The 13,538-nt window shown below is 61.0% G+C and carries 13 protein-coding genes; 9 read left to right on the top strand and 4 right to left on the bottom strand.

Annotated elements, in window-relative coordinates; all coding sequences use genetic code 11:
* The first annotated feature begins 19 nt into the window (after positions 1 to 19).
* The 5 genes from purC (at position 20) to VSX56_RS10185 (ending at position 5,062) form a co-directional block, all read left to right on the top strand.
* A complete protein-coding gene (gene purC / locus VSX56_RS10205; RefSeq protein ID WP_339113070.1) occupies positions 20 to 781 on the top strand; it encodes a phosphoribosylaminoimidazolesuccinocarboxamide synthase in 762 nt (253 codons plus the stop codon).
* A 121-nt stretch (positions 782 to 902) separates the two neighbouring features.
* Positions 903 to 1,142, top strand: a complete 240-nt coding sequence (gene purS, locus VSX56_RS10200) for a phosphoribosylformylglycinamidine synthase subunit PurS (RefSeq protein ID WP_339113069.1) — start codon at positions 903 to 905, stop codon at positions 1,140 to 1,142.
* 70 nt (positions 1,143 to 1,212) lie between these two features.
* Positions 1,213 to 1,881, top strand: a complete 669-nt coding sequence (gene purQ / locus VSX56_RS10195; RefSeq protein WP_350936850.1) for a phosphoribosylformylglycinamidine synthase subunit PurQ — start codon at positions 1,213 to 1,215, stop codon at positions 1,879 to 1,881.
* A 46-nt stretch (positions 1,882 to 1,927) separates the two neighbouring features.
* Complete coding sequence (locus tag VSX56_RS10190) at positions 1,928 to 3,709, top strand: ATP-binding protein (RefSeq protein ID WP_434096023.1); 1,782 nt, start codon at positions 1,928 to 1,930, stop codon at positions 3,707 to 3,709.
* 24 nt (positions 3,710 to 3,733) lie between these two features.
* The gene (locus VSX56_RS10185; RefSeq protein ID WP_350936848.1) at positions 3,734 to 5,062 is read left to right on the top strand and encodes a sigma-54-dependent transcriptional regulator; all 1,329 of its coding nucleotides are present in this window, start codon (positions 3,734 to 3,736) and stop codon (positions 5,060 to 5,062) included.
* A gap of 144 nt (positions 5,063 to 5,206) precedes the next feature.
* Here VSX56_RS10185 and VSX56_RS10180 read toward each other — a convergent pair whose 3' ends face one another.
* The 4 genes from VSX56_RS10180 to VSX56_RS10165 form a co-directional block, all read right to left on the bottom strand.
* A complete protein-coding gene (locus tag VSX56_RS10180) occupies positions 5,207 to 7,834 on the bottom strand; it encodes an Rne/Rng family ribonuclease (protein ID WP_350936846.1) in 2,628 nt (875 codons plus the stop codon).
* 556 nt (positions 7,835 to 8,390) lie between these two features.
* Positions 8,391 to 8,885: a 30S ribosomal protein S9 gene (rpsI, locus tag VSX56_RS10175; RefSeq protein ID WP_339113064.1), complete on the bottom strand. Its 495-nt coding sequence runs from the start codon at positions 8,883 to 8,885 to the stop codon at positions 8,391 to 8,393.
* Between the two features lie 2 nt (positions 8,886 to 8,887).
* On the bottom strand, positions 8,888 to 9,349 hold the full coding sequence (gene rplM / locus VSX56_RS10170) for a 50S ribosomal protein L13 (RefSeq protein WP_339113063.1): 462 nt from the start codon (positions 9,347 to 9,349) through the stop codon (positions 8,888 to 8,890).
* Between the two features lie 187 nt (positions 9,350 to 9,536).
* Positions 9,537 to 10,295 (bottom strand): cytochrome c biogenesis CcdA family protein, encoded by a 759-nt coding sequence (locus VSX56_RS10165; protein WP_350936842.1) that lies wholly within the window; start codon positions 10,293 to 10,295, stop codon positions 9,537 to 9,539.
* A 121-nt stretch (positions 10,296 to 10,416) separates the two neighbouring features.
* Between VSX56_RS10165 and VSX56_RS10160 the strand changes: the two genes are divergently transcribed.
* From VSX56_RS10160 to pssA, 4 genes are all read left to right on the top strand, one after another.
* Positions 10,417 to 10,647, top strand: a complete 231-nt coding sequence (locus VSX56_RS10160; protein ID WP_339113061.1) for a sulfurtransferase TusA family protein — start codon at positions 10,417 to 10,419, stop codon at positions 10,645 to 10,647.
* Positions 10,648 to 10,746: 99 nt separating this feature from the next.
* The gene (locus tag VSX56_RS10155) at positions 10,747 to 11,685 is read left to right on the top strand and encodes a class I SAM-dependent DNA methyltransferase (RefSeq protein WP_350936840.1); all 939 of its coding nucleotides are present in this window, start codon (positions 10,747 to 10,749) and stop codon (positions 11,683 to 11,685) included.
* A gap of 149 nt (positions 11,686 to 11,834) precedes the next feature.
* Positions 11,835 to 12,533, top strand: coding sequence for a phosphatidylserine decarboxylase (locus tag VSX56_RS10150; protein ID WP_339113059.1), 699 nt, complete (start codon positions 11,835 to 11,837; stop codon positions 12,531 to 12,533).
* 10 nt (positions 12,534 to 12,543) lie between these two features.
* Positions 12,544 to 13,266, top strand: a complete 723-nt coding sequence (pssA, locus tag VSX56_RS10145) for a CDP-diacylglycerol--serine O-phosphatidyltransferase (protein ID WP_339113058.1) — start codon at positions 12,544 to 12,546, stop codon at positions 13,264 to 13,266.
* The last annotated feature ends 272 nt before the right edge of the window (positions 13,267 to 13,538 follow it).

The following is a 13,538-nucleotide window of genomic DNA, read 5'->3' as shown; positions in this document are numbered from 1 at the left end:
TCATCCGAGTGGAGAGCACATGGCACCCCGGCGCAAGAAGATTTACGAAGGTAAAGCGAAGATCCTGTTCGAAGGCCCGGAGCCGGGTACCTTGGTGCAGTATTTCAAGGACGATGCCACGGCATTCAACGCGCAGAAGAAGGACGTGATCGACGGTAAGGGCGTGCTCAACAACCGCCTGTCGGAGTTCTTCATGAACGGTCTGACCAATGTCGGTATCCCGAACCACTTCATTCGCCGTCTGAACATGCGCGAGCAGCTGATCCGTCAGGTCGAGGTTGTGCCGCTTGAAGTCATCGTGCGCAATTTCGCCGCAGGCTCCATCGCGAAGCGTCTGGGTCTGGAAGAGGGCACGCCGCTGCCGCGTCCGATCGTGGAATACAGCTACAAGAACGACGCGCTCGGCGATCCGCTGGTTCCGGAAGAATACATCGTGGCCTTCGGCTGGGCGAGCCAGCAGGATCTCGACGACATCGTGGCGCTGGCGCTGCGCGTGAACGACTTCCTGTCGGGGATCTTCTTTGGCGTGGGCATCAAGCTGGTCGACTTCAAGATCGAGATCGGCCGCATCTGGGAAGGCGATTTCATGCGCCTTATCGTGGCTGACGAGATCAGCCCCGACAGCTGCCGCCTTTGGGATGTGAAAACCGGCCAGAAGCTCGACAAGGACGTGTTCCGCCGCGATCTGGGCAGCCTGACAGACGCCTATAGCGAAGTGGCCAAACGTCTTGGCGTGCTGCCTGAGCAGGGCAATGGCGCAGCGCCGACGCTGATCAATTGACCAAACCGCGGTCTTGTCCTTGTGGGCGGGACCGACACAAATTGAACAGGGACCGGCAGGCCCGGTCCCGACAGACCAAAAGGCAGCGCGCTGCCCTCAAGACTTGCAGAGGATGACACCGATGAAAGCCCGCGTTCACGTGATGCTCAAGGATGGGGTTCTGGACCCGCAAGGTGAAGCTGTTCGCCACGCGCTTGGCGCGCTCGGTTTTGCGGGCGTCGAAGGCGTCCGTCAGGGCAAGGTGATCGAGCTTGATCTGAACGCCGCCGACAAGGCCGCTGCCGAAGCCGAAGTGCAGGCCATGTGCGAGAAGCTTCTGGCCAATACCGTGATCGAGCAATACACGGTCGAAATCGTCTGAGACGAGATCGGGGAGAGCGCAGCGCTCTCCTCCGCAATGTTTAGCGCAGCTGGAAGACAGGAGCCCCGCCATGAAGGCAGCCGTCATCACCTTTCCCGGGTCGAATTGCGACCGTGATCTGATCGTCGGTTTCGAGAAAGCCGGTGCCGAGGTCATTCGTGTCTGGCACAAAGAAACCGAATTGCCGGCAGGGGTGGACGTCGTGGGCGTCCCCGGCGGGTTCTCCTATGGCGATTATCTGCGCTGTGGCGCGATCGCCGCTCAATCGCCGATCGGGCGTGCGCTTGTCGATTATGCGGGCAAGGGTGGTTATGTCATCGGCGTCTGCAACGGCTTCCAGGTCCTGACCGAGATGCGCCTCCTGCCGGGCGCTCTGATGCGCAATGGCGGGCTGAAATATATCTCGAAGCCGGTGCCGCTGGTGGTCTCGACCGAAGAGAGCGCGTTTACGGCGGGCTATTCCAAAGGTCAGGAGATCCTGATCCCGATCGCCCACCATGACGGCAATTACCAGATTGACGCCGAAGGGCTGAAGGCGCTGCAGGGCGAGGACCGTGTGGCCTTCCGCTATGGCGCCAACCCCAATGGTTCGGTTGATGATATTGCCGGTGTGCTGTCCGAGAACCGCCGCGTGCTGGGCATGATGCCCCACCCCGAGCGGGCGGTGGATGCCAATCATGGTGGCACCGACGGGGCGGCGCTTTTCCGCTCCCTGCTGGACGGTCTCGTCACCGCGTGAAGCTTTGACACTTGTTGCGCCTTGGGCCATCGCCTAAATTTGGCCCATGGCGAGCACCTTGACCCTCGAGACAAGACCTGCGCCCCGCGATCGGACACGACGCGGGCGTATTCTTGTGCGCTTGGCGGTGCTGGGCATCCTGTGCCTTGCCGCAGGGGCCATGTGGTTCACCAATGCGTGGCTCACCCAGCGGTTTACCGAGACAACCCGCGTGCGCACCGAGCTGCGTCTGGCGCTCTATACGGGGAACCTGATCTCGGAATTGCAGCGGATGTCGATCGTGCCGCTTTTGCTGGCCCGCGATCCGGCGCTGACGCGCTCGCTCTCGAGCGGTGATTTCTCGGAGACCTCGGCGGCGCTGATCTCGGCCCGCGATGATGTCTCGGCGGCCTCGGTGCGGCTTCTGGATCTGTCGGGGCGGGTGGTTGCGGCCACCAACCGCAACCTGATCGGCACGAGCTATGCCTCGGCGCCCTTCTTCGTGGAGGCGCAACGCTCGCGCGATACGGTCTTCACCACCGATTCCATGGAGAGCACCGGCACCGAGTTCAACTATTCGCGGCTCCTTACTGCCAATGGCACCCCCTTGGGCGTGATCGTGGTCGAGGCTGATCTCGCGAAATTCGAGCGGGCCTGGGCCGGGATTTCGGATGCGGTGGCCGTAACCAATAACGATAACAAAATTATCCTGACGACCGAACCCCGTTGGCGCGGATTGACGATGGCCGAGGCGCTGGAGGCGCGGGATGCGCCCACCGCCATCCAGCGCGCGCTGCAGGCCACCGCCGATTTTGCCAATGAACCGCCAGATGCCTATCTGGGCGGTGCGGGGGTGATGCAGACCGATACCCGCATCCCGTTCCGCGGCTGGAAGATGATCGCCTTCACCTCTTATGATTCGGTCCGCGAACGGGTGAATGCTGTGCTGGCGCTCGAGATCATGGGCTTTGCCATTTTCCTCGCTCTGGCTTTCTACTGGCTCTCGCGCAGGGCACGGATGCAGTCTCTGGCGCTACGACAGGAATCGAAGGAACTGCGCGCGCTCAATGCTCGCCTGACACGCGAGATCGCCGAACGCGAGAAGGCGCAGAAGGAACTCGCCGTGGCCGAGCAGACACTGGCACAGAGCTCCAAACTGGCGGCTCTGGGCGAGATGTCGGCCTCGGTCAGTCACGAGTTGAACCAGCCGCTGGCCGCGATGAAGACCTATCTGGCGGGCGCGCGGCTCCTGCTGCAGCGCAAGCGTGGCGAGGAGGCGATGACCAGCTTCCAGCGGATCGACGATCTGATCGACCGGATGGGCGCGATCACCCGCCAGCTGAAATCCTATGCCCGCAAGGGCGGGACGGCCTTCGAGCCGGTGGATCTGCGCGACGCGGTCTCGTCGGCGCTTTCGATGATGGAGCCGCAGCTGAAATCGCGCACGGTGCAGATTACGCGCACGTTACCGCGCAATGCAGTCATGGTCACCGCCGACCGGATCCGGCTGGAGCAGGTGATCATCAACCTCCTGCGCAACGCATTGGATGCCACGAAGTCAACTCCCGAACCGCAGATCGAGATCCTGCTCTCCGACGGGGCGCAGGCGGTTCTCACGGTGCGTGATAACGGGCCGGGGATCGCGGATCTCGAGAAACTCTTCGAGCCTTTCTGGACGACGAAGAAGCCCGGAGAGGGAACCGGATTGGGGCTGGCGATTTCGTCTTCGATCGCCAGCGACCTTGGCGGCCGTCTAACGGCCCGGAATGCCGAAGCGGGGGGCGCCGTATTCGAATTGCGCCTGCCTTTGCTTTCGGATGAAACAATAACAGATGAAGAGCGTGCTTGACCTGAACGCGCCACGGAGAACGATATGTCACGAATGATGAAGATTGCGATTGTCGATGATGAAGAAGACATGCGCCAATCCGTCAGCCAATGGCTCGCGCTGTCCGGCTTTGACACGGTCAGCTATGACTGCGCCGAGGCCGCGCTGAAGGAAATCGGGGCAGATTGGCCCGGTGTGGTGATCTCCGATATCCGGATGCCGGGAATGGACGGCATGGAATTCCTCAAGCGTCTGATGGGCGTGGATAGCGGTCTGCCGGTGATCATGATCACCGGCCACGGCGATGTGCCGATGGCCGTGGAGGCGATGCGCTTGGGCGCGATGGACTTCCTCGAGAAACCCTTCGATCCGGACCGGATGAACGAACTGGCCAAGCGCGCGACCCAAGCACGCCGCCAGACGCTCGAGAACCGTGCGATCCGCAAGGATCTGGCCAATGGCGAGCAGATGATCGGCAAGCTGATCGGCACGTCCGAGCCGATGGAGCGTCTGCGCGAGGATATTCTGGATCTGAGCCAAGCCGATGGCCATGTGCTGATCGATGGCGAGACGGGCACCGGCAAGACGCTGGTGGCGCATGCGCTCCATGCCACGGGCTCGCGCGCGGGCAAGGCGATGGTGACGGTCTCCTGCGCGGCCTATTCCGAGGAAGATCTTGCGTCGATGCTATTCGGCCCCGTCGAAAGCGGCCTGCCGCTGGTGGAGAAGGCCCGTGGTGGCACGCTCTGCCTCGAGGATATCGAGGCGCTGTCACAATCACTGCAAGCGCGCCTTCTGACCTTCATCTCCGATCAGGGGGTGCCTGCCGAGACACGGATCGTGGCGATCTGTAACCAGCATGGCGAGGGGATGACGCTTGAGGATGTGCTGCGTCCCGATCTCTATTTCCGTCTGGCCGCGCTGAAGATCACGTTGCCGCCGCTGCGCAACCGTGGCGAGGATGTGCTGACCATCTTCGCGCGTCTGGCCGAGCAGTTCGCCGATGAATATGGCTGCGACACGCCCGAGCTGACGGCACAGGAAGCTGCCCAGCTTCTGCAGGCGCCGTGGCCGGGCAATGTGCGCCAGCTGATCAATGTGGCCGAGCGTGCCGTGCTGCAGTCTCGTAGGGGGTCGGGCTCGATCGCCTCGCTTCTGATGACCGATGACAATGACAGCTCGATTCCGGCCATCACCACCGAGGGCAAGCCGCTCAAGGAATATGTCGAGAATTTCGAGAAGATGCTCATCGATAATACGATGCGCCGCCATAAGGGCTCGATTGCCAGCGTGATGGACGAGCTGTGCCTACCGCGCCGGACGCTGAACGAGAAGATGGCCAAATACGGGTTGGCCCGTCAGGACTACCTCTGACCCTGTTCGGGCAAGGACTTTTCGACTGGCAAAAAGGCGGGGGCTACCCCGCCTTTTTTAATATCGGGTGGTTGCAGGCGGGGGACCCGAATGATGCACGCACCGGATAGGAAAGAGGCCGGGACTGAGCCCGGCCTCCGTAAGTTAATTTCCTGCGTTCCACCAGCCGCGACGTTTGGGAGCGGTGGGCGCGTCGGGCTGATCTTCCGCCATTGCCGGTTCGGGTGCAGGCTCCGGCGTGGTCTCGGCTTGTGCGACCGGCGCGGCAGGCGCGGCGATCTCGGCCAGCCCCTCATCCGCTGAAGCCTCGGCAACGGGCTCGGCGGCAGGTTGCTCGGCGGGCGCGGGCGCGGCCTCTGCGACGGGCGCCTCTTCTGCCTGAACAGGCGCGTTCTCCACCGTATTCGTCGATGCTTCTGATGCGGCCTCGGTCTCGTCTTTGCGCGAGCGGCTCCGGCTCCGCGAGCGGGTGCGCTTCGGCTTGGGTGCATCTTCCGGTGCAGTCTCTTCAGCCGGTTGCTCCGCTGCCTCTTCCGCCTTTTGAGGCTCGGCATCCGCTTCGGCATCGGTGTCCGCATCCGATTTCGAGCGGCGGCGCGAGCGGGAACGCGAACGTTTCGGTTTGGAGGCCTCTTCGGTGTCTACCGTCTCGTCCTCCGCGCTCTCTTCGGAGAGGTCGTCCGCATCCTCGGCGCTCTCGTCATCCGACTCACCCTCGATACCGTTCTGCTCACCGTTGGACTTCCGACGGCGACGACGGCGGCGTTTCTTTTTCTTCGGGCCTTCTTCGCTGGTCGTATCGCTCGGAGTGTCTGTCAGGGTCTCCGGTGCGTCCTCGTCTTCCGCATCCGCCGTTTCCGCGTCGATGGCGGCGTCGAACTCCTCGAGCTCGGTCATGAATTCGGCACTGGCATGGACCACATTCGAGGTCACTTCCGCCACCACACGCGTGGCCGTCTTGAACTTCTCGAGCGTGTAATCGGGCGAGACAAGCGCCGGATCCGCCTCGATACGCACAGACAGACCATAGCGGCTCTCGATCAGCGCGATATGCTCTCGCTTCTGGTTGATCAGGAAGTTGGCCACGGCGACCGGCACACGCACCAGCACCTCGCGGGCGCGTTTGCGGGTAGCTTCTTCCTCGATTGCGCGCAGGACCTGCAGCGCCATACTGTCATCCGAGCGGATGAGGCCCGTGCCGTGGCAATGCGAGCAGGGCTGCGTCGTGGATTCGATCATCCCCGGGCGCAGACGCTGGCGCGACATTTCCATCAGGCCAAAGCCCGAGATACGGCCCACCTGGATGCGGGCGCGGTCGGTCTTGAGCTTGTCTTTCATCCGCTTTTCAACGGCGGTGTTGTTCTTGCGCTCGTCCATATCGATGAAGTCGATGACGATCAGACCGGCAAGGTCGCGCAGGCGCACCTGACGGGCGACCTCTTCCGCAGCCTCGAGATTGGTCTTGAGCGCAGTCTCCTCGATCGAGCCTTCTTTGGTGGCGCGGCCAGAGTTGACGTCGATGGCCACGAGGGCCTCGGTCACGCCGATCACCAGATAACCGCCGGATTTCAGCTGCACTACGGGGTTGAACATCGAGGCCAGATAGCCCTCGACCTGATAGCGCGCGAAAAGCGGCAGCGCCTCGGCATAGTGCTTCACGTTCTTCGCATGCGAGGGCATGATCATCCGCATGAAGTCTTTGGCCGCACGGTAGCCGCGCTCGCCCTCGACCAGAACCTCGTCGATATCCTTGGAGTAGAGATCGCGGATCGAGCGTTTGATCAGATCGCCTTCCTCATAGATGGGGGCAGGGGCGACCGATTTCATCGTCAGTTCGCGGATCTGCTGCCACATGCGGATAAGGTATTCGTAATCGCGGCGGATCTCGGTCTTGGTGCGCTGAGCGCCGGCCGTGCGGATGATGAGGCCCGCGCCCTGCGGAACTGACAGTTCCGAGGCGATTTCCTTGAGTTTCTTGCGGTCGGGTGCATTAGTGATCTTGCGCGAGATGCCGCCACCACGCGCGGTGTTGGGCATCAGAACGCAGTAACGGCCTGCAAGCGAGAGATAGGTGGTCAGGGCCGCGCCTTTGTTTCCGCGCTCTTCCTTGACGACCTGGACCAGCATGATCTGGCGGACCTTGATGACTTCCTGAATCTTGAAGCGGCGTGCGCGGGGTTTGCGCGGACGGCGGATCTCTTCGGTTACATCTTCTTCGGCAACCGACTCGATATCGTCATCGCTCTCGGAGGCGTTATCGTCATCCTGATCATCCGAGAGATCGTCGAGCGAGCCCTGATCCTCGTGCTGGTCGTCCTCGTCGGTCGGATCGGCAACACCCATGCCCGGAATGTCTTCCGAACGCAGAGTTTCATCTGCGGCAGCGGCTTCGGCCTGAGCTGCGGGGCTGTCATCCTTGCGGGAAGAGCGGCGACGGCGGCGCGAACGCTGTGGTTTGTCCTCTTCCTCGTCATCGGATTGCGCCATGGCCTGTTCTTCGGCCAGGAGCGCCTCGCGGTCAGCGGAGGGAATCTGGTAGTAATCGGGGTGGATCTCGGCGAATGCGAGGAATCCGTGGCGGTTTCCGCCGTAATCAACGAACGCTGCCTGAAGCGAGGGCTCGACCCGCGTCACTTTCGCGAGGTAGATATTTCCCGCGAGCTGGCGCTTGTTTATCGTCTCGAAATCGAATTCCTCGACTTTATTCCCGTCCACAACCACCACGCGGGTTTCTTCCGCGTGCGTGGCATCGATCAGCATCTTCTTTGCCATTTATCCTGCTTTCCCACAGAGGCACCCGCACGCGGCATAAGCCGGGCGGGCGGGGTCTGTGGTCTGTTTTTGGGGCGTGAGCGCGAGGTGCCAGAGGGAAGGCGGCGGCGTTTGGCCTGCCCGACATCTTCCTTGGTCTATCCACTCGCGTCATCGCGTTTCATCCTAAAAGCGGGGTAGGACCCTAAGATCTGCCCCCAAACTGTTGCCGTTCTTCCCATGAGCGGGTTGCCCGGCGTGGCTACGGCCTTGCGGCCAATCGGTTGATCCTGGACGGGGCCGCGCGAATGCCGCGCAGACCTTCCGACCGGAAGTCAGCGAAATCCGTGGGTGTGGGTCACATCGCGTGACGATACACCAACATAACTACGACAATAGACGTTGCCTTGTGGAAAACACAATCTGTTTTTCGTCAACGAATGGTTAACAAAGGTTTATCAGAAGGTCAGGCGGCCTAAAATTACGCTCTTTGTGAGAAATATGACCGTGTGGGTTCGGACATAAGAAAAGGGCCTGCGCGGCGGCAGGCCCTTTCCGGAAAGTATTGTCGCGAAGATTAGCGCTTCGAGAACTGGAACGAACGGCGTGCTTTGCGCTTACCGAACTTCTTACGTTCAACAACGCGCGAGTCGCGGGTCAGGAAGCCTGCGGCTTTCAGCGCCGGGCGCAGAGCGGGTTCGTATACCTGAAGGGCTTTCGAGATACCGTGCTTCACGGCACCTGCTTGACCCGACAGACCGCCGCCAACAACAGTCGCGTAGACGTCGAATTCGCCTTCCACGCCTGCGATGCCGAAGGGCTGGTTCACGATCAGCTGCAGAACGGGGCGAGCGAAGTATTCCTTCATCTCTTTGCCGTTCACGGTGACCTTGCCGGTGCCCGGCTTGACCCACACGCGTGCAACTGCGTCTTTACGCTTACCGGTCGCGTAGGAGCGGCCTTGCGCATCACGGACGGGCTCGCGGTGGATCGAAACAGTGGTTTCGCCAGCAGTTTCAACGCCCGATACGGCCGACTTCAGATCGTCGAGGGATTTGAGTTCTTCAGCCATGATCAGCTCCGGGTGTTCTTTTTGTTCAGCGACTTGACGTCGAGAACTTCGGGCGACTGTGCTTCATGCGGGTGCGCGGCACCGGCATAGACGCGCAGGTTCGACATCTGGGCGCGGCCCAGACGGTTACGCGAGATCATACGCTCGACGGCTTTGATCACGACGCGCTCGGGGTGGTTGCCCTCGAGGATCTGGCGCGCGGTGCGCGACTTGATCCCGCCCGGGTGGTTGGTGTGCCAGTAGTAGGTCTTGTCTTCGCGCTTCTTGCCAGTCATCTGCACCTTGTCGGCGTTGATGATGATGACATTGTCGCCCATGTCCATGTGCGGCGTGAAGGTGGCTTTGTGCTTGCCACGCAGACGCATTGCGACGATCGACGCGAGGCGGCCCAGAACGACGCCTTCAGCGTCGATCAGGATCCACTTCTTTTCGATCTCCGCCGGTTTTGCGGTATAGGTGTTCATAAGATCGTCCCTTGACGGGTTGTGAATTCAGATTGGGGGCTTTTCCACGATCTTCAGATTAAAAGCAAGCCCATTGATTGCTATAAAAGCCAGATAAAACAAAGTCTTACAATTTTGGTATTAAAATACCCCAATATTTGACGGGTTATTCGGGGGCAGGCCGTAGAATCCATATGATCGGGGGAGGTCAGCCGATCACCGCGAGGAAGGGGAAGGTGTCGAGCAGCCAGAAGCTGAAATCGGTGAACTGGCCGGTCAGCATCATCAGACCGACGGTCCATAGAAGAAGCCCCGAGATCTTCTCGATCCGGCCCATATGCCGTTTCATCCAGCGCATCACTCCCTGAAGCTTGGGAAAGAAGGCGGCGACCAGCAGGAAGGGAATGCCCAGACCCACCGCATAGGCAGCCAGCAACCCGGCCCCGCGTGTTACATCGCTGCCGGAGGCTGCCACGCTGAGGATCGCCCCGAGGATCGGGCCGAGGCAGGGGGTCCACCCGAACGCAAAGGCAAGCCCCAGCACATAGGCCCCCAGTGCCGAGCCACCCGTATCGCCGGTGTTGAAACGTGCCTCGCGATCCATGAACCCGATGCGGAATACGCCGATAAAATGCGCGCCAAAGACCATCACGATGATGGCTGCGCCTTTCGTGAGCCATTCCTGGTAGGGACCAAGCGCGCGACCGACCGCAGAGGCCGAAATACCCATGAGCAGGAATACCGTCGACAATCCCAGAACAAAGAACACCGCCGCCAGCAGCACCTTGCCGCGCGCGCTCGATTGGCCGCCCTGCATATCCGAGACCGATACTCCGCCCATGAAGGCCAGATAAGGTGGGACGATCGGCAGCACGCAGGGGCTGAGGAAGGACAAAACTCCTGCCAGCACCGCAACAAGCAGGGCAGGGAGGAAGGCGGCATCAAGGACAAGCTGTGCATCTAACATGCAAGACCGCATACATTAGATTTCTGTGTCGGTCACTTCTCTTATCGGCGACGGTCACGAAGATGTTCACGCGGATAAAAGAGCGGTAGACAACCCTCGCCTACATCCCCATCTTCGCGGCATGGATGATGATACGACATGGATCGATGCCAAGGGGCTTTTGTGCCCGCTGCCGGTGCTACGGTTGCGTAAGGTTCTCGAGGGGCTACCCTCGGGGGCCGTGGCGCTTCTGGAAGCAACCGATGGCGCCTCATGGGTGGATGTTCCACATTTCTGCGCGCAAACGGGCCATGAGATGATCCGCGCAGAGGAGAGGGGCGAGGTGCTCACCTATCTCGTGCGGCGCAAGTAAGCGCGTCTCTCTGGTGGCGCATATTTTCTTGACTTGTCCTACGGGTCGAATAAAGCGCGCTGACGGAGAATTGGCTCCGTCTCAAGGCGTTTTACCGACATGATTCCCTTTGCGATGACGTCAGGCGATCTCTTGGCAGATCGCCGTGCCGATTATGCCGAATCCTATCTTCCCGATGATCCTCAAGCGGCAGCCGAGCTTTACGAGCAGGCGCTTGAGCGAGCGCCCGGCTGGGTGGCGGGATGGTTCCGGTTGGGCGAGATCCGTGCCGATGCGGGGCTGCCACAGGCGCAGCAGGCATTCGAGCAGGTTCTGGAACTCGATCCGGCGGATACGCTTGGCGCCAGTCTGAAGCTCGACCTGCTGATGCCACGCTCGCTCTCTAACGCGATGCCGGTCGCTTTTGTCGAGGCACTGTTCGACCAATATGCGGCGGGTTTCGAGGAATCGCTTGTCGAGAAGCTTGAATACCGCGCGCCGGAGCTGATCGCGGCAGGTCTTGCGGGCACTTACAGCCGTGGGCTCGATCTGGGCTGCGGCACGGGGCTTATGGGGCTGGCGCTTGCGGATCGTGTCCAGTGGCTGGAAGGCTGGGATATCTCGTCAGAGATGCTGCGCGAGGCCGAGGCCAAAGGGTGCTATCAGGTGCTTGAAAAGCGCGATCTGGGGACACTCGCGCCGGTGCGGGATGCGTGGGATCTGGTCACGGCAGCCGATGTCTTTGCCTATCTTGGCGCGCTCGAGCAGATCATCGGTTGGTGTTCGGGGGCGATTCGCGAGGATGGGCGGCTGGCGTTTACCGTCGAGTGCCATGATGGCGCCGAAGCCTATCTGCTGCGCCCATCGCGCCGCTATGCCCATTCCGAGGCGCATCTGGCAGAGCTGTTGGAACTTGCGGGATTTGATGCGGTGATCGAAAAGGACTGGCTGCGTCTTGATCGCGGCATGCCGATCGAGGGGCTGGTGGTGCAGGCGCGGCGCCGTGCCAAGGCCGCCGAACGCTACGTGACCGAGGAAGACCGGCCCGCGCTCGCCTGATATCCGGCCACGAGCGCCGCTCCCGCGCCCGGCTGAAGCGGTGGGCAGAGCAACGGGCAGAGCTCTGGGCGCGGCGACAAAGGCATGATACGGTTTGCATATCCGCCCGGATTTTCCTAGCTGTCGGAAAAACACCAGAAAGGGCCATTATGTCCGTCTCAATGCTTTCTACCTTCATTAAGCCGATGCACCGCGAGGGGCGCAAGTTCGTCGCGATCTTCGCCGCTGTGACGGTGGTCTTGTTCCTGATCTGCGAGCCTCTGGGCTGGATCGGTGTCGGCCTCACCGTGTGGTGCTACTATTTCTTCCGCGACCCCGAGCGGGTCACGCCGCTGCGTGACGGCCTGATGGTTTCGCCCGCCGACGGGATCGTCTCTCTGCTGGAGCCCGCAGTGCCGCCGGTCGAGCTGGGGCTGGGGGATCAGCCGCTGACCCGCATCTCGGTTTTCATGAGCGTGTTCAACTGCCATGTGAACCGTCTTCCCTATGAGGGCAAGATCACCCGCGTCGCCTATCATCCGGGCAAGTTCCTGAATGCGTCGCTCGACAAGGCAAGCTCCGAGAACGAGCGCAACGGTCTGGCCGTGCAGATGCAGGACGGACGGTCCTATGGTGTGGTGCAGATCGCGGGTCTCGTGGCGCGCCGCATCCTGTGCGAGGCCAAGGAGGGGCAGAGCCTGCTGACCGGCGAGCGTTTCGGTCTGATCCGCTTCGGCTCGCGCCTCGATATCTATCTCCCCGAAGGCGTCTCGCCGCAGGTTGTGATCGGTCAGACGATGATTGCGGGGGAAACCGTGCTAGCTGATCTCACATCGACAGAAGAGCCGCGACTGGGCGGCCAGCGTTAAGGAGGGCAAGATGGCCGAGCGCGAAGACAGGCTACCATTCCTGCAGTTGATCCCCAATTTGGTCACAATCTCGGGCATGTGCCTTGGGCTGACCTCGATCCGGTTCACAATGACGGGCAAATTCGAGACGGCGGTAGTCCTGATCGTGCTGGCGGCGGTGATCGATGGCATGGACGGGCTGCTGGCCCGCCGTTTACGGGCAACCTCCGAATTCGGGGCCGAGCTGGACAGCCTGTCCGATTTTCTCTGCTTCGGGGTCGCGCCGGCGCTGCTGGTCTATCAGTTTGCGCTAGGCGAGACCAATTCTCTCGGTTGGGTCTTTGTGCTGGCCTTCGCGGGGGCAGGGTGCCTGCGCCTCGCGCGCTTCAACGTGATGCGCTCCGAGCCGGAATCGATGCGCCATTTCACCGGAGTTCCCGCTCCGGCTGGTGCGGGGCTCTGCCTCATGCCGGTTTTCCTGACACTTTCGGGGATCGCCGATGCGCGCCAGATGCCGGTGGCGGTCGCGATCTGGGTCGGGATCGTGGGGCTTCTGATGATCTCGCGGATCAAGACGATCTCGCCCAAGGCTATCCGTATCCCGAAAGGGCTCACCATCTTCCTCTTTATGGCGATGGTCGTGATGATGGGGATGATTTTTACCCGTTTCTGGCTACTGACGGTTATCTGTGGCTGTATCTATATCGTGCTGCTTGTGCCGCCGATATTCCGGGCAAAGGGGCGTCTCTTCTGACTTGCCGCCAGAACGGGAGAATTCGAAAAGCCTGCCAGATAGTGGCAGGCTTTTTCCATATCCGGCCTTATGCCGGAGGGTGCAAAAGGTGTGAATGAATGCGATTCTGCCGCCTTATGAGGGAAAAATACGCCTTGAACTCCTCTTTCTGGAGCGGTGGTTAAAATATGGGCAGTATTAGTCTGGAAAATAACTATATACATATCAGTATGTTATTTGAATTTTTGTATGAATTTATGATTTTCGTTGAAAAAGGGGTTGCGGTGTTTGGG

The organism is Thioclava kandeliae, from assembly GCF_040297545.1.
Taxonomy (GTDB): Bacteria; Pseudomonadota; Alphaproteobacteria; order Rhodobacterales; family Rhodobacteraceae; genus Thioclava; species Thioclava kandeliae.
Note: the sequence above shows the minus strand (reverse complement) of the source record. Positions and strands in the feature narration are given on the sequence as shown.

What these genes read in the sequence shown, in the direction of transcription:
- purS (WP_339113069.1), top strand. Translation starts at nt 903, where the DNA reads ATGAAAGCCCGCGTTCACGTGATGCTCAAGGATGGGGTTCTGGACCCG.
- VSX56_RS10150 (WP_339113059.1), top strand. Translation starts at nt 11,835, where the DNA reads ATGTCCGTCTCAATGCTTTCTACCTTCATTAAGCCGATGCACCGCGAG.
- VSX56_RS10180 (WP_350936846.1), bottom strand. Translation starts at nt 7,834, where the DNA reads ATGGCAAAGAAGATGCTGATCGATGCCACGCACGCGGAAGAAACCCGC.
- VSX56_RS10185 (WP_350936848.1), top strand. Translation starts at nt 3,734, where the DNA reads ATGTCACGAATGATGAAGATTGCGATTGTCGATGATGAAGAAGACATG.
- rplM (WP_339113063.1), bottom strand. Translation starts at nt 9,349, where the DNA reads ATGAACACCTATACCGCAAAACCGGCGGAGATCGAAAAGAAGTGGATC.
- VSX56_RS10160 (WP_339113061.1), top strand. Translation starts at nt 10,417, where the DNA reads ATGGATGATGATACGACATGGATCGATGCCAAGGGGCTTTTGTGCCCG.
- VSX56_RS10165 (WP_350936842.1), bottom strand. Translation starts at nt 10,295, where the DNA reads ATGTTAGATGCACAGCTTGTCCTTGATGCCGCCTTCCTCCCTGCCCTG.
- rpsI (WP_339113064.1), bottom strand. Translation starts at nt 8,885, where the DNA reads ATGGCTGAAGAACTCAAATCCCTCGACGATCTGAAGTCGGCCGTATCG.
- VSX56_RS10190 (WP_434096023.1), top strand. Translation starts at nt 1,928, where the DNA reads ATGGCGAGCACCTTGACCCTCGAGACAAGACCTGCGCCCCGCGATCGG.
- VSX56_RS10155 (WP_350936840.1), top strand. Translation starts at nt 10,747, where the DNA reads ATGATTCCCTTTGCGATGACGTCAGGCGATCTCTTGGCAGATCGCCGT.
- pssA (WP_339113058.1), top strand. Translation starts at nt 12,544, where the DNA reads ATGGCCGAGCGCGAAGACAGGCTACCATTCCTGCAGTTGATCCCCAAT.
- purQ (WP_350936850.1), top strand. Translation starts at nt 1,213, where the DNA reads ATGAAGGCAGCCGTCATCACCTTTCCCGGGTCGAATTGCGACCGTGAT.
- purC (WP_339113070.1), top strand. Translation starts at nt 20, where the DNA reads ATGGCACCCCGGCGCAAGAAGATTTACGAAGGTAAAGCGAAGATCCTG.